This is a genomic window from Salipiger sp. (assembly GCF_048261495.1).
GTDB lineage: Bacteria > Pseudomonadota > Alphaproteobacteria > Rhodobacterales > Rhodobacteraceae > Salipiger.
Map to the genome: position 1 here is coordinate 475,032 of NZ_JBLXFX010000003.1, position 16,001 is coordinate 491,032.

A 16,001-nucleotide genomic window follows, 5' to 3' on the forward strand; every position below is an offset into this window, starting at 1 on the left:
CCGGGATATTTGTGGCCAGAAGAACGCGCTGGCGGCGGGTCGTGGTCGGGCGGGGCGGTCAGACCCTCAGCGGTTCGAGCCTGTCGCGGTCGAAGACGATGCCGTGGCCCGGGGTTTCCGGGGCGGTCACGTGGCCTTCGGTCACGGTGAGCGGGATTTCCACGTAGCGGTCGAGGCCGAAGCTGTGGGTTTCCATGTAGGAGCGGTTGGGGCAGGCGGCGAGCAGGTGCACGGTGATGTCATGGGCGCCGTGGCTGGTGACCGGCAGGTGGTGGGCTTCGGCCAGGCGGGCGATCTTCATGAAGGCGGTGACGCCGCCGCAGTTGGTCACGTCCGGTTCCGGGAAGCTGACGCCGCCGCTGTCGATCAGGGTCTTGAATTCCCAGGGCGAGCGGAGGTTCTCGCCGGTTGCGATGGGGATGCCGCCCTCGGTCAGGATGCGGGCGTGGCCGGCGGGATGATCCGGGGGGATCGGTTCCTCGAACCAGGTGAGGTCGAAGTCGCGGAAGGCGCGGGCGGCGCGGATCGCCTCGTCGACGGTGTATTTCATGTTGGCGTCGGTCATCAGCGGCATGTCGGGGCCGAAGGCCTCGCGCATGGCGTCCATGCGGGCGACATCCTCGCGCAGGCGGTCGCGGCCGCACTTGATCTTGATGTGGCGGTGGCCCGCCTCGAAGTTGCGGTGGGTCTGCTCGACCAGGGCCTGCGGCGCGAGGTGGAGATCGACGCCGCCCATGTAGCAGGGCACGCGCGGGTCGTAGCCGCCGAGCAGGCGCCAGAGCGGCATCCCGGCGCGGATCGCCTTGAGATCCCAGAGCGCCATGTCGAGGGCGGAGAGGGCGAGGACCGTCGGGCCGCCGCGGCCGCCGTAGTGGCAATGCCACCAGAGGTCCTTCCAGATCGCCTCGATCAGGCCGGGATCGCGGCCGAGGATGTGGGGGGCCATTTCGCGGCGCAGCGTGTCGGCGACCGCGCCGCCGTTGATGCCGCAGGTATAGGTGTAGCCGGTGCCGGAAGCGCCGTCGCTGTCGGTGACGGTCGCCGTGACGACCTCGAAATGGGTCATCTTGCCGTGCATGGAATCTTCGAGAGGCACGGGCAGGGGGACGAGGTAGTGATCCGTCCGGATGGTGTCGATGGTCGTCGGGGCAGTCATGGCCGTGGCCCTTTCGTCGGCAGAGGAAAGGATTGTGCCGGGGCGGTCGGAACCGCCCCGGCGGAGCCTCGGGTCAGAGGAAGAGCGTGACGATCGGCGGCCAGGCCAGCAGCACCGAGAGTGCCAGGAGCTGGAGCGCGATGAAGGGCAGGAAGCCGCGGAAGATGTCGGTCAGCGAGATATGCGCCGGGGCGACGGACTTCAGGTAGAAGGCCGCGGGCCCGAAGGGGGGCGACAGGAAGCTGACCTGCATGTTCATGCAGAACACCACGCCGAACCAGATCGGGATGTAGCGTGCCTCGACGGAGCCGAACCAGCCGATCTCCTCGGCGGGCAGCTTCACCACGATCGGCAGGAACACCGGCATGATGAGCAGCACGATGCCGACCCAGTCCATGAACATCCCCATGATGAGGAAGACGAACATCATGACCAGGATGATCCCCATGGTCGGCATGTCGGCGCCCACGATCATGTTGGCCACATAGGTCGGCCCGCCCGCGAGGGTGTAGGCCGCCGCGAGAGCCGCCGCACCGATGGTCACCCAGATGATGGTGCCCGTCGACTTCAGCGTGCGGATGAGGCTGTCCCAGACGATGTCGAAGGTCATCTCGCCGCGCAGGAGGCTGATGACGAAGACCGCCACGACCCCCATGCCCGCCGCTTCGGTGATCCCGGTGATGCCGCCGTAGATCGAGCCGAGCACCACGCCGATCACCACGGTCGGCGCGACGAGGCCCTTGCCCATCTCCCAACCGGCTGCCGAGCGTTCCTTGCCGACGACGAAGAACAGCAGCAGTCCGAAGACGATGAACTCACCCACCAGCCAGGGCAGGTCCGACACCATGCCGAGCGGGATCGGATCGACCCCTTCGGTCACCACGTTGGCGCCGGTGAGGGTGAAGAACAGCGCCCGCGCCACCAGGACGCCGGTGATCCACAGCCCCATGCGGCAGAGGAAGCCGAGGAACATCAGGCCCTTTTCCGCGCCCTTCGGATCGTTGGGATCCTCGGGGGGCAGGGGGGCCTCCTCGGGGTTCATCTGGGTGCGGAACCAGATGTAGAGGATGAAGAAGGTCGCCAGCATGAAGCCGGGCAGGAAGGACGCCGTGAACAGCGCCTTGATCGAGGTCTCGGTGACGAGGCCGTAGAAGATCAGGACGATGGACGGCGGGATCATCGTGCCGAGGCTGCCGCTTGCGCAGATCGTGCCGATGGCGAGGTTCTGGTTGTACTTCAGCCGCAGCATCTGGGGCAGGGCGATCAGGCCCAGAAGCACGACCTCGCCACCGATGATGCCCGACATGGCGGCCATGATGACGGCCATGATCGAGGTCACGAAGGCGATGCCGCCGCGCACCCGCGACAACCAACGGTTGAGCGAGGCGTACATGTCCCGCGCGATGCCCGAGCGTTCGAGCAATGCTGCCATGAAGATGAACAACGGGACCGAGATCAGGACGTAGTTCGTCATCTGGCGATAGACGGCCTGGCCGAGGACCGACAGCGGTCCCCGTCCGAAGGTTCCGAAAAGGACGTCCACGTCGAATTTGAGGACGAGCGTGACCACCGCGAGGAACGCCGAAGCGAAGCCGAGCGGCATGCCGATTGCGAGCAGGGCGAACATGCCCAGCAGCAGGATCAGACTGAGGGTGCCGATATCGACCATTATTTGGGCTCCTCGAGAGTGCGGCGGATGTTCTCGATCTCGTGTTCGTCGATCTCGTCCGTGTGGCTTTCCGGTTCCTTGTTCCAGTCGGCGATCAGGTTGGACACGGCCTGCACCGTCACGAGGACGATGATGAACAGGATCGCGGCCTTCATGATGCCGGGAATGGGCGGATCCCAGGCGGTGCCGAAGGTCTCCATCCGCAGGAAGCGGGTCTTGGCGTCGGTATAGCCGCCCCAGACCAGGGCGAAGGTGAAGCCCACGATGAGCAGCACCGAGATGACGTCTGCGGTCTTCTGCATCCAGCGGGGCATCACGTCATAGATGACGTAGATGCGGATGTGGCTGCGCTGCTGCATCGCGTACTGACCCGCGAACAGGAAGACGAAGGCCGCGATCCAGAGCGACAGCTCGTTCGCCCAGAGGGTCGGGGCCTCGAAGACGTAGCGGGCGACCACCTCGTAGAACATCACGATCACGATGAAGGCGATGGCGATCATCGCCAGCCGCGAGGTCACCAGCGACAGGATGTCGAAGAACCCGTGCGGCTCGGGCTCGATCGCGCCGATGGTGTCCGACAGGAACAGGGAGGCGAACAACAGCGCACCCCCCATCGCGAAGAGCATCAGCTGAACCATCGGACGACCCGCGGGGCGGATCATTTCGTGGACGCCGATGGCGGTTTCGGGGGCGATGATCTTCATCGCCGCGAGATAGACAAACAGCACCAGCGTCAGCGCGACGAATCCGATCATCGCGAGTTTGACGGGTTGGCGCAGTGATCCCAGCCAGACGGATTTTTGGGTTTCCATGCTCGGCCTCCCCCTGCCAAGTCGTTGTTACGGGGTTCAAAAAAGGCGAGCCCCCTCGGGAGGGACCCGCCGATTCATGTTCCGGTCCGCGTCAAGCGGGGCCGACGATCACTCGCTCAGCAGGCCGAGCTGCGTGAGGTACGCCTTGTGGCTTTCCAGGATGTCGCGGGCCTCGGGGGTCTTGTCGCCCCAGCGTTCCCAGGCAACCTGTGCGCCCTTGCGGAAGGCGGCGCGATCTTCTGCCGACCAGTCGTAGAGGGTCACGCCCTCGGTCTGCAGCTTGGCCGCGGCTTCGGCGTTGTTCTTCTCGTTCGCGAGCGCGATGTGGAAGGACAGCTTCTGCCATGCGGTTTCGATCATGCGACGCTGGGCTTCGGTCATGCCGTCCCAGACCGCCTTGTTGCAGGCCAGGTGGTCGGCCGGCATCGAGTGGAAGCCGGGGTAGGTGGCGTGCTTCACGATGTCGTAGAGACCGAGACCGACGTTGTTGGCCAGGCCCGAAGCGTCGGCGCCGTCGATGATGCCGGTTTCGAGCGCGGTGAAGATCTCGGTGAAGTCCATCACGATGGGCGATGCGCCGAGCTCTTCGAAGATCTCGGTTTCCATGCCCGGGGGCGAACGGAACTTCCAGCCCTTGAGGTCGGCGAACCCGGCGAGCGGCTTGGACGAGGACAGCGATTCCTGGCCGTAGAGCGACCAGCCGATCAGCTGCATGTCATTGGCATTGTAGAGCTTCTGGGCAGCGGCAAGGCCGTCGCCGTAGTACAGCCACGAGTAGTACTGCCAGGGCGTGTCATAGCCGCCCATGAGGTCGCCGACGAACTGGAACGCGGCGTTCTTGCCGGTCTGGTAGGCGCCGCCGGTGGCGTCGCAGTCGAGGATGCCGTTGATCGCGGCGTCGAAGGTCTCGGTCGTGGCGACGACCGACGACGAGTAGAACATCTCGATGGTGATGTCGCCTTCGGACATGGTCTGAACGTCGTCAGCCCAGGTCGCGATCATCTTTCCGGTGGGGTGCTCGGTGGCGTAGTGCGTCTGGATGCGCAGCGTGATCGGATCGGCAAAGGCCGGTGCAGCCACGACAGCGGCCAGCGCGGACGCCTTGAGTACGGATGTCAGTTTCATATGGTTCCTCCCTGTGTGGGGTCATGCCCCTTGTCCTGTGGCGCTCCCTCAATGCGCCAGATGGTATACCATCGAGAGGAACGCTAGCGCAGACCGCCGTGCGTTTTCAACAGTTTTTGGTATACCAAATCCTGTTTTCTTCCCCGGCCGGGGGCGGGAAGGGCGGAATTTGTCAGGCAGGCCGGGCAACCCGGCCCCCCGCGCCGCGACGGGCCCCTATTATAGAAGTCGCCCGCCGCACCCTGCGCGGGGCGGGGGATGGCCCGGACGGCAGCTTCGGGGATGGATTCCGGCGCCGCTTTGCCGTCGATTCGCCGCCGGAAAGCGAATCGGGGCGAATCGATTCGCACAGTCGGGGCTTCACATGGGCGTTTTTCTGGTATACCAAATTCCGACCAAAGGTCTCCTTCCCCTCAGCGGGGACCAAGTACGATCCGGTCGCCGACCGGACACGGAGCCTTTGTGATGACTGACACGACATTGCCGGAACAGATCGCAGCGCAATTGCGCCGCGACATTCTTCGCGGGAAACTGCCCCCGGACACCGCCATCAAGGAGCGCGACAACGCCTCCGAGATGGGGGTCAGCCGCACGCCCATGCGCGAGGCGATTCGCATCCTCGCCAAGGAGGGGCTGGTCCTGCTGCGCCCCTCGCGCAGTCCCATCGTCGCCCGCCCCACGGTCAAGGAGGTCTACGATCAGGTCGTGGTCCTGCTGACGCTCGAAAAGCTGTCCGGACAGATCGCCTGCAAGGCCGCGACGACCGCCGATCTCGACGCGCTCTCCGACATCCACGAGCGCATCGCCGAGGCCTACGACCGGGTCGATTCGCTCGATCTGTTCGAGCTGGACATGGAATTCCACCGCAAGATCGCGCTGGCCGCCCATAACGAGGCGCTGGCCGTTACCCATGGCGACTACCTCGCCCGGCTGTGGCGCGCGCGGTATCTGTCGGCGACGATGCGGCGGAACCGGGAGCGGGTGGTGACCCATCACGGCGCCATCATGGAGGCGCTGCGTGCCCGCGATCCACGCGCCGTCGACGCGGCGCTGGATCAGCACCTGTCGAACCTGGCCGAAGACATCGCCGCCGCGATCGAGGCCGAGAATGCCGGACACCAGGGCGAAGAGCCGGGTGCAGCCGGTGAGAAGAGGAAAGGAGACTCATGAAACTGTTGAGAGTTGGCCCGAAGGGCGCCGAAAAACCCGCGGTCATCGACGCCGAGGGCAAGATCCGCGATCTCTCGGGCAAGGTGCCTGATTTCGCCGGGGCAGGGGTATCGCTCGAGGCGATCGACGCGATCCGCGCGCTGGATCTGTCCGCGCTGCCGGAACTGTCCGCGGACGAGCGCATCGGCTGCTGCCTGGCCTCCGTGCCGAACTTCTTCTGCATCGGCCTCAACTACGCCAAGCACGCCGCCGAAACCGGCGCGGAGCCGCCCAAGGAGCCGATCATCTTCAACAAGGCGACCTCGGCGCTTTCCGGTCCCTTCGACGACGTGGTCATCCCGCGTGCCTCGACCAAGGGCGATTGGGAGGTCGAGCTGGGCGTGATCATCGGCAAGGAGGCGCTCTACGTCTCCGAAGAGGACGCGCTGGATTATGTCGCGGGCTATTGCACGATCAACGATGTCTCCGAGCGCGGCTTCCAGACCGAGCGCGGCGGCCAGTGGGTCAAGGGCAAGTCGGCCCCGACCTTCGGCCCCTGCGGTCCCTGGCTGGTGACGGCGGACGAAGTGGGCGATCCTCAGGCGCTCAAGGTCTCGCTCGATCTGAACGGCGAGACGGTCCAGGACAGCGACACGTCCGACATGATCTTTTCGGTGCGCGAGATCGTCAGCTACATGAGCCAGTTCATGAAGCTGGTGCCGGGCGACATCATCGCTACCGGAACGCCCTCGGGCGTGGGCATGGGCATGTCGCCCCAGCGTTTCCTGAAGCCGGGCGACGAGATGGTCATCCGGGTCGAGAAGCTGGGCGAGCAGCGCCAGATCACCGTCGCCGCCTCCTGACGGGGCGGAAGACCACCCGCGAATCCGGAAAGGGCCGCCGCATTTGCCGGCGGCCCTTTTGCGTTTCGGCGGGCAACGGGCGGGCGGTGGTCGATAGAATTTTAATGGACTGAGTGCCGGATAAGGGAATTGTCAGGGGCGATTTAATTCCTTCCTTTTGCGCGAATGATTTCCGGGAGTGAGGCGGTTTCCGGAATCATGACGCCGGATGTTTTGGCGAAACGGGCCGATTGAGCGGACTGCCCGGCGCGCGGCCCGCTTCCCGGATGGCGCGGCGCCGCGCCGGGCGCGGTCAAGAACCGAGAAGCTTGATTCAGGTCAAGGATCGTTGGTGCAGGAACGAGTCTGGGTTGTCCCCGACTCGGGTGGATGGAACGGAAGAAAGCGCAGTTCCGGCGGCCTTAGGGACGGTCCGGGAGGGTGCCGGAACATCTCTCTCCATATTCCAGTCAATCTGTCGCCGGATTTCCGGAAATAGCGGATCTCATTTCCGGAAATACCGGAGATGATTTGCCGACAAATTTCCGAGTCGCCTCATCCTAGGTGCGGTTGCTTAAGAACAATTGAACCGGAATGCCGGTTTCGCGCCACATTTTCACCATCGGTAAGGCGGGCGTTAACGGCAATCTCGGCATCGTACCCAAGCAGACAGGGGCCCTGCGACGCCAAGGGAGAAGAACAATGAATAAATTCCTGCGAAACCTCACCGGTTTTTTCAAGCGCGAAGACGGCTCGGTTACCGTTGAATCCGTCATCTGGCTGCCGATGTTCCTGATGCTGCTGACGATGATGATCGACGTGAGCATGGTCTTCAATCGCCAGTCCGAGATGATGCGCATCGTCCAGGACGCAAACCGGGCCTATTCTGTCGGGCGGATCTCGACCTCGGAGGCGGCGGAGGAGTTCATCCTGACCGCGATCGCGGCCTTCGCGCCGACCGCCACGGTCAGCACCTCCTTCATGAACGGCGTCGTGCGCACCCGGCTTATCGTGCCGACCTCGGATCTCATGCCGATCAACACGATCCCGGTCTTCCGCAACCGTTCGGTGGTGGTGGAAACCGAACAGCTGGCGGAGTTCTGATCATGCGTGCTCGGCTGGCCGGGGGCTATCTGCGGGAGGAGGACGGCTCCGTCACCCTGCTCGCGCTCTATTTCTTCGTGATCTCGCTGATGCTCGGGGGGCTGGCGATCGACTTCCTGCACCGGACCTCGGAGCAGACGAAGCTTCAGGCGGCCACCGACAACGTCGCCCATGCCGCGATGCTGATGCGGCTGACCCGGCCGGCGGACGACGCGCGCGGTGCGGCGATGACGCTGGTGCCCGGCAACCTGCCCGAGGCGCTGCACGGCGAGGCCATCGTCGTCACCGATATCGAATTCGGCACCTGGGATCACGACGCGGGCAGCTTTGCGCCGGACCCGCAGTCGAACGACGCGGTGCGCGTCATCGCCCGCCGCGACACGTCGCGCGACAACATCGTCACCAACATGCTGCTTCAGGTGATCGGCTACCGCGGGTTCGAGATCGACACCACCGCGATCTTCCAGGTCTGGGAGCCGGGTTGTTTCAAGAACGGTTTCGTGGCGCGCAACGTCGTCGACGTGCAGTCCAACAACGAGTTCGGGCCGGAATTCTGCATGCACGGCAACGACCATGTCGAGCTGAACAACCACAACTACTTTGCCACGGGAGCAGTGGTGTCGATGCCGGATCAGGGCGACATCGTCGTGCCGCCCGCCGGATGGGAGAGCAATGACGGCCTCGCCGAGGCGCTGCGCAATGCCTTCTACCTGTTCAAGGTGCTCGACGCGGTGCCGGAGACGATCACCAAGCTCGAAACCAACGACCCGCAGGTCGCGCCCGGGTATGTCCACGGGTCGGCGGCCGTGTTGCTGACGGACCGGCGGGTCGATCCGGAGAATTTCGAGGCGGGCCGGGTGCACAGCTACAGCTGCACCGGCAACCAGGGCATGACCTTTGCGCCTGGGCTCTATTCGGAATTCGTGCTGGTCACCGATTGCGACATCTCGTTCCGCAACGGCGTCGTGCTCGAGGACGTGGTCATCGCGACCGCCAGCACCGGTGATCGCAGCTTCGATGCCCCCAACGGGCTGACGCTCGGGCGGAACGACCACTGCGCGCCGGGCGGCGGGGCGGCGCTGCTGACGCAGGGCGGTTTCAACGTGGCGGCCAACCTGCAGATCTACGGCTCACAGGTGGTCGCGCTCAAGAGCATCGACTTTGCCGCGCAGGCGCAGGGCGTCGAGGGGGTGTCGATGATCTCGGGCGAGGACGTGAACACCACCTCGAACATCGCGATGAACGGCTGTCCCGAAAGCGGCATGGACCTGGTGCTGTGGGAACGCGTGGTGCGCATGGTCGAATGAGCCTCGCCCGCGCCCGTCAGGCGCGGGTGATGCGCGCGCAATAGCAGCCGCGCGCCGCGTTGTGGGCATGGATCTCGACGATGTCCGGATCGCGGAACAGGCGTGCGATCAGGCCGCGCAGCGTGCTGCCGTCGCAGAGAGCGGCGTCGCGCATCATTCCGCCGCCGTCGAAGCCGCGCAGGGAAAGCTTCCGGTGGCGCATGACCTCGGGGATCTCGTCCTCGACCGTGCAGGCGGTGTCGGCCCCTTCCGGCACGAAGATGGCGTGGCGGGCATGGAAGGGCGAGCCGGCGGGGAGGGATTCGTGGTTGAGCAGCAGCACCGTCGTGCCGGGCGCTGCCTCGCGCAGGGTGATGCGGTCCGGATAGCCGGGCCGGCCGTCGACGGTCATGCGCTGCGCGCCGCGCGCGGCGAGTGCGGCGTCGTCGAGCCCGTATAGCGGGCGGAACGGGGCCGGGTCGAGCCCGCCGATGCGGAAGGTCATCCGTGTCTCCTGCGGTTGTCGGGACCGCAATGCCATGCCTGGCGGTGCGCGCGCGACCCGAAGCCTGCGCATTGCGCGGCGAGGCCCCTGCGGGAGCTTGCCGAGGCGGGGCCGGACGCGGCGGCACGTCGTGACAACCCTGCGCGCGCGCGATAAGTGTCGGGGACACGAGCAGGAGGGTCGGCAAGATGCGGTTTGCAGCGATGATCGGGATCGGGATTCTGGTGGCCGGGGGCGCGCAGGCGGCCCCCGATGCGGACAAGGTCGCGGCCTGCGACAAGTCCGTGGCCGTCGTCATGGCAGGCATCCAGGCGCGAAAGGACGGCGCGTCGATGGGCAAGACCCGCCGGGCGATGCGCAAGGCGCTGGATCGCACCGCCGGGGACATGCTGGCCGAATGGATCTACGCGCTGCCCGAGGACCAGCTGACCGACGAGGTCGGCACGGTCTGGAAGGCCCAGTGCCTCGCACAGTGACCGGGCGCTGATCGGGCGGAGCGCGCGTTGCGCGCGCCGGGTGTCTCGGCTTCGGGCGGGGCCCTGCGCCTCGGCGGCCGTGGCGGGGTGACGCCCCTGCCGGGCGGAGGAGGCCGTGGCGCGGGCCGGCAGGGGCGTATTTGAAACAAGAAGAAGAGTGATGGGTGGTCTCTGGACTCGGGGGCGTCGGGGGAGGATATTCGGCGCATGAGTCTGCCTCCCGGATTTCTCGACGAATTGCGCACCCGCACGAGCCTGGTTCAGGTCGTGGGGCGCAAGGTGCTGTGGGACAGCCGCAAGTCGAACCAGGGCAAGGGCGACATGTGGGCGCCCTGTCCGTTCCACCAGGAAAAGAGCGCCTCGTTTCATGTCGATGACCGCAAGGGGTTCTACTACTGCTTCGGCTGCCAGGCGAAGGGGGATGCGATTTCCTTCGTGAAGGAGACGGAGAACGTCGAGTTCATGGAGGCGGTGGAGATCCTCGCGCGCGAAGCCGGGATGACGATGCCCGCCCGAGATCCGCAGGCCCAGGTCCGGACGGACCGCCGCGACCGGCTGGCCGCGGTGATGGAGCAGGCGCTGCGCTGGTTCCGCCTGCAACTGCGCACCGGCGCGGCGGCGGAGGCGCGCGGCTATCTCGAACGGCGCGGCCTGAAGGAGCCGGTGCAGGACCGCTTCGAACTGGGCTTTGCGCCCGGCGGGTGGCAGAACCTCTGGTCGCATCTGCGCGGGCAGGGGGTGGCGGAGGAGCTGATCCTCGGTTGCGGGCTGGCCAAGGCCTCGGACAAGGGGCGGGAGCCCTATGACGTGTTCCGCAACCGGATCATGTTTCCGATCCGCGACGGGCGCGGGCGCGCCATCGCCTTCGGCGGGCGCGCGATGGATCCCGCCGACAATGCCAAGTACCTGAATTCGCCCGAGACCGAGCTTTTCGACAAGGGGCGCAGCCTATACAACCACGGCCCGGCGCGGGAGGCGGCGGGCAAGGGCAAGCCGCTGATCGTGGCCGAGGGCTACATGGACGTGATCGCGCTCTGCGAGGCCGGTTTCGACGCGGCGGTCGCGCCGCTGGGCACCGCGGTGACCGAGCACCAGCTGGCGCTGCTCTGGCGGATTTCCCCGGAGCCGGTGGTGGCGCTCGATGGCGACAAGGCCGGGTTGCGGGCGGCTTATCGCGTGGTCGACCTGGCGCTGCCCCTGCTGGAGGCAGGCAAGTCCCTGCGCTTTGCCCTGATGCCCGAGGGCAAGGACCCGGACGACCTGCTGCGCGCCGAGGGCGCCGGCGCGGTGCAGAAGGTGCTCGACGGCGCGCTGCCGATGGTGTCGCTGCTCTGGCGCAAGCAGACCGAGGGGCGGGTCTTTGACAGCCCAGAGCGCAAGGCGGCGCTGGATGCGGAGCTGCGCGAGAAGCTGCGGCTGATCCGCGACCCCGGCCTGCGGCGGCACTACGGCGACGAGATCAAGGACCTGCGCTGGCAGCTGTTCCGCCCGAAGCGGGGGGGCGGTGGCGGGGCAGGCGGCGCGCGCGGCGGGCGCAAGGCGTGGAATGCGCCCGAGCCGCCCACCAGCAGCGCCAAGCGGTCGCTTCTGGCCACCGGCGACGAGGCGGTGCAGGTGCGCCTTCGCGAGGTCGAACTGATGGCGGTCCTGCTGCGCTACCCGCGCCTGATCCTCGAATTCGAGCACCGGATCGAGGCGCTGCGCTGTGCGGACGAGGACCTCGGCGCGTTGCGGGCCGCGCTGCTGCGCCATGCCGAACGCGCCCCGGAGACGGTCGGCGACTGCGTCGGCGAGGAAATCGGCCGGCAGCGCCTTGAAACCCTGCTCTCGGCGCGCCATTTGGGCTTGGTCCCCTGCCTGAGGCGCGAGGATGCGGAATTCGCACGGCTGACCGTGAACGACCACCTGAACCGCATCGAGGCTGCCGAGGGGCGCAGGCTGGACCTGAGCGAGGCGGAGTCGGACATCCACACGCTGGCCGACGAGGTGCTGACGGAGCGGCTGAAACTGGCCAATGCGGCCTTCGACAAGGTGCAGCGCGGCAATGTCGAAAACCGCGCCGAAGTGCAGGTGGCGCCGAACGGCGTGGCGATGGATCGCGAGGAAATCGAACGTGCCGAGGCGATCCGGCAACAGATTCGCTTTTCCAAGGGGGCGGACTAGCTCCTTGGAACGGCAATGCAAAGAAACTAGAGGGGGACGGGTGGCCGAATCATTCGAATCACTTCATGATTCGTCGATCCGAATCACCTAGACCGCGTGACGACAGGCCCCGGACGGGTCTTCTCCCTTAACGGAGCACTTCATGGCAGCCAAAGACAACGACGACGCCAAACCTGAAAGCCAGGACGACGGACATAGCCTCGACATGAGCCAGGCGGCGGTCAAGAAGATGATCGCCGACGCGCGCGAGCGTGGCTATATCACCTACGACCAGCTCAACGAGGTTCTGCCCCCCGACCAGGTCAGCTCGGACCAGATCGAGGACGTGATGTCGATGCTCTCGGAAATGGGCATCCAGGTCACCGAGGACGACGAAGAGGGCGAAGAGGACGACAAGAAGGGCTCGACCGACCTTGTCGACGCGTCCAAGGGGCGCGATGTCACGCTGTCCTCCGGGGCTTCGGAAAAGCTCGACCGTACCGATGACCCGGTGCGCATGTACCTGCGCGAGATGGGCTCCGTCGAACTGCTGAGCCGCGAGGGCGAGATCGCCATCGCCAAGCGGATCGAGGCCGGGCGCAACACGATGATCGCGGGCCTGTGCGAAAGCCCGCTGACCTTTCAGGCGATCACCATCTGGCGCGACGAACTTCTGAGCGAAGACATCCTGCTGCGCGACGTGATCGACCTCGAGACGACCTTCGGCAACCAGATGGGCGAGGATGGCGACCTCGAGGAGCCGGTGGTCGACGCTGCCGCCACCGGCGACGGCGCCCGCACGGGCGGGGGCAACGAGCCCGAACTCGATGCCGACGGCAATCCCATCGTCAAGGAAGACGACGAGGACGACGACGATCAGGCCAACATGTCGCTGGCCGCGATGGAGACCGCGCTGAAGCCGCGCGTTCTCGAAACGCTCGACACCATCGCCCGCGATTACGAAGAACTGGCCGAGATGCAGGATGCCCGGATCAGCGCCACGCTGAACGAGGACGGCACCTTTTCGGATGCGGACGAGGGGCGCTACCAGAAGCTGCGCTCCGAGATCGTCGAGATGGTGAACGGCCTGCACCTGCACAACAACCGGATCGAGGCGCTGATCGACCAGCTCTACGGCATCAACAAGCGCATCATGTCGATCGACAGCGCCATGGTGAAGCTGGCGGACCAGGCGCGCATCAACCGTCGCGAATTCATCGACGAATACCGCGGCAACGAGCTCGACCCGAGCTGGATGGAGCGGATGAACGACAAGGCCGGTCGCGGCTGGCAGATGTTCATCGAGCGCTTCAGCGACAAGGTCGAGGAACTGCGCTCGGACATGGCGCAGGTCGGCCAGTATGTCGGTCTGGATATTTCCGAATTCCGCCGCATCGTGAACCAGGTCCAGAAGGGCGAGAAGGAAGCCCGTCAGGCGAAAAAGGAAATGGTCGAGGCGAACCTCCGTCTCGTGATCTCCATCGCCAAGAAGTACACGAATCGCGGGCTGCAATTCCTTGATCTTATTCAGGAAGGCAACATCGGCCTGATGAAGGCCGTCGACAAGTTCGAGTATCGTCGCGGCTACAAGTTCTCGACCTACGCGACGTGGTGGATCCGGCAGGCGATCACGCGGTCGATTGCGGATCAGGCGCGGACCATCCGCATCCCGGTCCACATGATCGAGACGATCAACAAGCTGGTCCGCACGGGGCGCCAGATGCTGCACGAGATCGGCCGCGAGCCGACGCCGGAAGAGCTGGCCGAAAAGCTGCAGATGCCGCTCGAGAAGGTCCGCAAGGTGATGAAGATCGCCAAGGAGCCGATCAGCCTCGAAACGCCCATCGGCGACGAGGAAGACAGCCAACTCGGCGATTTCATCGAGGACAAGAACGCGATCCTGCCGCTGGATTCCGCCATTCAGGAGAACCTGAAGGAAACCACGACGCGGGTGCTGTCCTCGCTCACCCCGCGCGAGGAACGGGTGCTGCGGATGCGCTTCGGCATCGGCATGAACACCGATCACACGCTCGAGGAAGTCGGCCAGCAATTCAGCGTGACCCGCGAACGCATCCGCCAGATCGAAGCAAAGGCCCTGCGCAAGCTCAAGCATCCGAGCCGGTCGCGCAAACTTCGGTCCTTCCTCGATCAGTGAGGACGGACCCCGCATCCGGGCTGGCCTTTCGCGGCAGCCCGATGTGGTTGCAGCGCTATGTCGAAGACGCCCCGTCGGCCCTCCGGCAGGCGGGGCTTTCCGTTCTGCGCTGGCTGTTCCCGTAACGGCAGACAGGGTTCGCCGGATAGCGCGACGGCGCCGTCCTGCGGGCGCTCGACCTCGGCCACCTGGAACCCGCCCTGGCGGCGTTCTGGCCCGGGCGCGGCGCGATCTGGGACCGCTTCGCGGTGGAGGAGCAAGGCCCCGTGCTGGTGAAGGCCAAGGCCCACATGCGCGAGTTCCTCTCGAGCCCCCGTGCCGCAACGGCGCCCGCGTCCCGCGCGCGCATCGCGCAGGCCCCGGGGGCGACAAAGGCGGCGCTAGGGGCGGAGGAGCGGTCGGACCGGATGGCGTGCTACTACCAGTACGCGAACCGGCTGGCGCATCCGTGGTGGCTGCACGAACAGGGGATCGAGGCGCATCTTCTGTTCGTGAACGTGGTCGGGGATGCCGACATGAAGGGTCCCGCGACCGCGGAGTCCTGGCACATCGCGCTGCAGGCCGCCGACTATGCGCTCGGACTGCCGTCGCGCCATGCGCTGAGCGCCCATGTCCACCATGTCACGCCCGACTGCAGGACCTTGCCGCCGCGGATCTGAGCGGCATCCGGTCTTGCCGCAGGGGGCCGGGCGGGGGATGATGGGGGGCAGCTTCAGATCGGATCGCCCATGATACGCCTCGTGCTTCTTGCCCTTCTCGCGCTTCCCGCCACGGCACGGGCCGCCTGTTTCGGCCCCGGAGAGGCGCTGTTCCATTGCACGACCAACGGCGGCAAGAAGGCCGTCGACATCTGCCGGCAGGGGGAGGTGGTGATCTATCGCTTCGGCCCGGCGACCGGCGTGGCCGAGATGCTGCTGGTGCAACCGGCGGCAGCGGTCGGGATGACCCCCTGGCCCGGCGTCGGCCGCGTGTTCTGGGAGGAAGTGACCTTCGACAACGACCGCTATTCCTACACGGTGCATCACGCCACCGACCGCATGGACGCCTCTCCGGTCACCGACGGCGGCGTCACGGTCGCAAAGGACGGGGCCGCGCTGGCGACGATCGGCTGCGATGCGGGCTCGGTCTCGGAGGGGGATTTCTACCCGGTCTATCTGGCAAAGGAGGCCGCGGGACAGGTCTGGTGCCTCGACACGCAAAGCTGGGCGCACGGCTGCAATTGAGCCGCCGAAACGCCGGGCTTGCGGCCCGTCTAGCCGGACCTGCGGAAATTTTTCGGAACTTCAGAGGGTTGCGCGCGTTCTCTCCCTGAACCGCAAGGGAGACCAGAATGATCCGCCTCGCCATCGTATCCGCCGCCGCCGTCTGCACCGCCGCCGCTGCCTTTGCCGCGACCGAACTGCTGGGCGACGAGCCCGAGGTGATCGAGATCCGCGTTGCCCCCTCCGAACTGGCCGATTGCCGCGACACGCTTCGCCAGGTCGGCCAGATGCCCGTCGTCACCGACGAGGGCACGCCGATGCTGTTCGGTGCAAACGACGACCTTCCGGGCGTCGTCTGCGTTGCCGATATCTGAGCCC

16 protein-coding genes are annotated in these 16,001 nt (G+C 66.0%); 11 read left to right on the top strand and 5 right to left on the bottom strand.

Annotated elements, in window-relative coordinates:
• Positions 1 to 58 precede the first annotated feature (58 nt).
• From ACN0RJ_RS08955 to ACN0RJ_RS08970, 4 genes are all read right to left on the bottom strand, one after another.
• The gene (locus tag ACN0RJ_RS08955) at positions 59 to 1,156 is read right to left on the bottom strand and encodes a mandelate racemase/muconate lactonizing enzyme family protein (protein WP_417724044.1); all 1,098 of its coding nucleotides are present in this window, start codon (positions 1,154 to 1,156) and stop codon (positions 59 to 61) included.
• Between the two features lie 73 nt (positions 1,157 to 1,229).
• The gene (locus ACN0RJ_RS08960) at positions 1,230 to 2,825 is read right to left on the bottom strand and encodes a TRAP transporter large permease (RefSeq protein WP_417724045.1); all 1,596 of its coding nucleotides are present in this window, start codon (positions 2,823 to 2,825) and stop codon (positions 1,230 to 1,232) included.
• Positions 2,825 to 3,637 carry a TRAP transporter small permease subunit gene (locus ACN0RJ_RS08965; protein ID WP_417720890.1) on the bottom strand — a complete coding sequence of 271 codons (813 nt, stop codon included), beginning with the start codon at positions 3,635 to 3,637 and terminating at the stop codon, positions 2,825 to 2,827. Before ACN0RJ_RS08965 ends, ACN0RJ_RS08960 begins: the two co-directional genes overlap by 1 nt.
• A gap of 108 nt (positions 3,638 to 3,745) precedes the next feature.
• Positions 3,746 to 4,762, bottom strand: a complete 1,017-nt coding sequence (locus tag ACN0RJ_RS08970; protein WP_417720889.1) for a TRAP transporter substrate-binding protein — start codon at positions 4,760 to 4,762, stop codon at positions 3,746 to 3,748.
• Positions 4,763 to 5,227: 465 nt separating this feature from the next.
• On the opposite strand from ACN0RJ_RS08970, the gene ACN0RJ_RS08975 reads away from it, so the two are divergent.
• From ACN0RJ_RS08975 to ACN0RJ_RS08990, 4 genes are all read left to right on the top strand, one after another.
• The gene (locus ACN0RJ_RS08975) at positions 5,228 to 5,932 is read left to right on the top strand and encodes a GntR family transcriptional regulator (RefSeq protein ID WP_417724046.1); all 705 of its coding nucleotides are present in this window, start codon (positions 5,228 to 5,230) and stop codon (positions 5,930 to 5,932) included.
• On the top strand, positions 5,929 to 6,774 hold the full coding sequence (locus ACN0RJ_RS08980) for a fumarylacetoacetate hydrolase family protein (protein ID WP_417724047.1): 846 nt from the start codon (positions 5,929 to 5,931) through the stop codon (positions 6,772 to 6,774). The genes ACN0RJ_RS08975 and ACN0RJ_RS08980 overlap by 4 nt, the downstream gene beginning before the upstream one ends.
• 681 nt (positions 6,775 to 7,455) lie before the next feature.
• Entirely contained in the window at positions 7,456 to 7,857 is a 402-nt protein-coding gene (locus tag ACN0RJ_RS08985; protein WP_417720886.1) for a TadE/TadG family type IV pilus assembly protein, read from the top strand.
• A 2-nt stretch (positions 7,858 to 7,859) separates the two neighbouring features.
• Positions 7,860 to 9,164, top strand: a complete 1,305-nt coding sequence (locus tag ACN0RJ_RS08990) for a pilus assembly protein TadG-related protein (protein ID WP_417724048.1) — start codon at positions 7,860 to 7,862, stop codon at positions 9,162 to 9,164.
• Positions 9,165 to 9,180: 16 nt separating this feature from the next.
• Here ACN0RJ_RS08990 and ACN0RJ_RS08995 read toward each other — a convergent pair whose 3' ends face one another.
• Complete coding sequence (locus ACN0RJ_RS08995; protein WP_417724049.1) at positions 9,181 to 9,648, bottom strand: DUF1203 domain-containing protein; 468 nt, start codon at positions 9,646 to 9,648, stop codon at positions 9,181 to 9,183.
• A gap of 188 nt (positions 9,649 to 9,836) precedes the next feature.
• Between ACN0RJ_RS08995 and ACN0RJ_RS09000 the strand changes: the two genes are divergently transcribed.
• From ACN0RJ_RS09000 to ACN0RJ_RS09030, 7 genes are all read left to right on the top strand, one after another.
• On the top strand, positions 9,837 to 10,124 hold the full coding sequence (locus ACN0RJ_RS09000; protein ID WP_417720883.1) for a hypothetical protein: 288 nt from the start codon (positions 9,837 to 9,839) through the stop codon (positions 10,122 to 10,124).
• Positions 10,125 to 10,331: 207 nt separating this feature from the next.
• A complete protein-coding gene (gene dnaG / locus ACN0RJ_RS09005; protein ID WP_417720882.1) occupies positions 10,332 to 12,287 on the top strand; it encodes a DNA primase in 1,956 nt (651 codons plus the stop codon).
• Positions 12,288 to 12,429: 142 nt separating this feature from the next.
• Positions 12,430 to 14,421: an RNA polymerase sigma factor RpoD gene (rpoD, locus tag ACN0RJ_RS09010; protein ID WP_417724050.1), complete on the top strand. Its 1,992-nt coding sequence runs from the start codon at positions 12,430 to 12,432 to the stop codon at positions 14,419 to 14,421.
• Positions 14,418 to 14,546, top strand: coding sequence for a hypothetical protein (locus tag ACN0RJ_RS09015; RefSeq protein ID WP_417724051.1), 129 nt, complete (start codon positions 14,418 to 14,420; stop codon positions 14,544 to 14,546). Before rpoD ends, ACN0RJ_RS09015 begins: the two co-directional genes overlap by 4 nt.
• A gap of 141 nt (positions 14,547 to 14,687) precedes the next feature.
• Positions 14,688 to 15,080 (top strand): hypothetical protein, encoded by a 393-nt coding sequence (locus ACN0RJ_RS09020; RefSeq protein ID WP_417724052.1) that lies wholly within the window; start codon positions 14,688 to 14,690, stop codon positions 15,078 to 15,080.
• A gap of 69 nt (positions 15,081 to 15,149) precedes the next feature.
• Entirely contained in the window at positions 15,150 to 15,644 is a 495-nt protein-coding gene (locus ACN0RJ_RS09025; protein ID WP_417724053.1) for a hypothetical protein, read from the top strand.
• Positions 15,645 to 15,751: 107 nt separating this feature from the next.
• Entirely contained in the window at positions 15,752 to 15,997 is a 246-nt protein-coding gene (locus ACN0RJ_RS09030; RefSeq protein ID WP_417720878.1) for a hypothetical protein, read from the top strand.
• The last annotated feature ends 4 nt before the right edge of the window (positions 15,998 to 16,001 follow it).

Excerpts from the sequence above, each read along its gene's own strand:
- ACN0RJ_RS08955 (WP_417724044.1), bottom strand. The coding sequence starts at position 1,156 with ATGACTGCCCCGACGACCATCGACACCATCCGGACGGATCACTACCTC.
- ACN0RJ_RS08960 (WP_417724045.1), bottom strand. The coding sequence starts at position 2,825 with ATGGTCGATATCGGCACCCTCAGTCTGATCCTGCTGCTGGGCATGTTC.
- ACN0RJ_RS08965 (WP_417720890.1), bottom strand. The coding sequence starts at position 3,637 with ATGGAAACCCAAAAATCCGTCTGGCTGGGATCACTGCGCCAACCCGTC.
- ACN0RJ_RS08970 (WP_417720889.1), bottom strand. The coding sequence starts at position 4,762 with ATGAAACTGACATCCGTACTCAAGGCGTCCGCGCTGGCCGCTGTCGTG.
- ACN0RJ_RS08975 (WP_417724046.1), top strand. The coding sequence starts at position 5,228 with ATGACTGACACGACATTGCCGGAACAGATCGCAGCGCAATTGCGCCGC.
- ACN0RJ_RS08980 (WP_417724047.1), top strand. The coding sequence starts at position 5,929 with ATGAAACTGTTGAGAGTTGGCCCGAAGGGCGCCGAAAAACCCGCGGTC.
- ACN0RJ_RS08985 (WP_417720886.1), top strand. The coding sequence starts at position 7,456 with ATGAATAAATTCCTGCGAAACCTCACCGGTTTTTTCAAGCGCGAAGAC.
- ACN0RJ_RS08990 (WP_417724048.1), top strand. The coding sequence starts at position 7,860 with ATGCGTGCTCGGCTGGCCGGGGGCTATCTGCGGGAGGAGGACGGCTCC.
- ACN0RJ_RS08995 (WP_417724049.1), bottom strand. The coding sequence starts at position 9,648 with ATGACCTTCCGCATCGGCGGGCTCGACCCGGCCCCGTTCCGCCCGCTA.
- ACN0RJ_RS09000 (WP_417720883.1), top strand. The coding sequence starts at position 9,837 with ATGCGGTTTGCAGCGATGATCGGGATCGGGATTCTGGTGGCCGGGGGC.
- dnaG (WP_417720882.1), top strand. The coding sequence starts at position 10,332 with ATGAGTCTGCCTCCCGGATTTCTCGACGAATTGCGCACCCGCACGAGC.
- rpoD (WP_417724050.1), top strand. The coding sequence starts at position 12,430 with ATGGCAGCCAAAGACAACGACGACGCCAAACCTGAAAGCCAGGACGAC.
- ACN0RJ_RS09025 (WP_417724053.1), top strand. The coding sequence starts at position 15,150 with ATGATACGCCTCGTGCTTCTTGCCCTTCTCGCGCTTCCCGCCACGGCA.
- ACN0RJ_RS09030 (WP_417720878.1), top strand. The coding sequence starts at position 15,752 with ATGATCCGCCTCGCCATCGTATCCGCCGCCGCCGTCTGCACCGCCGCC.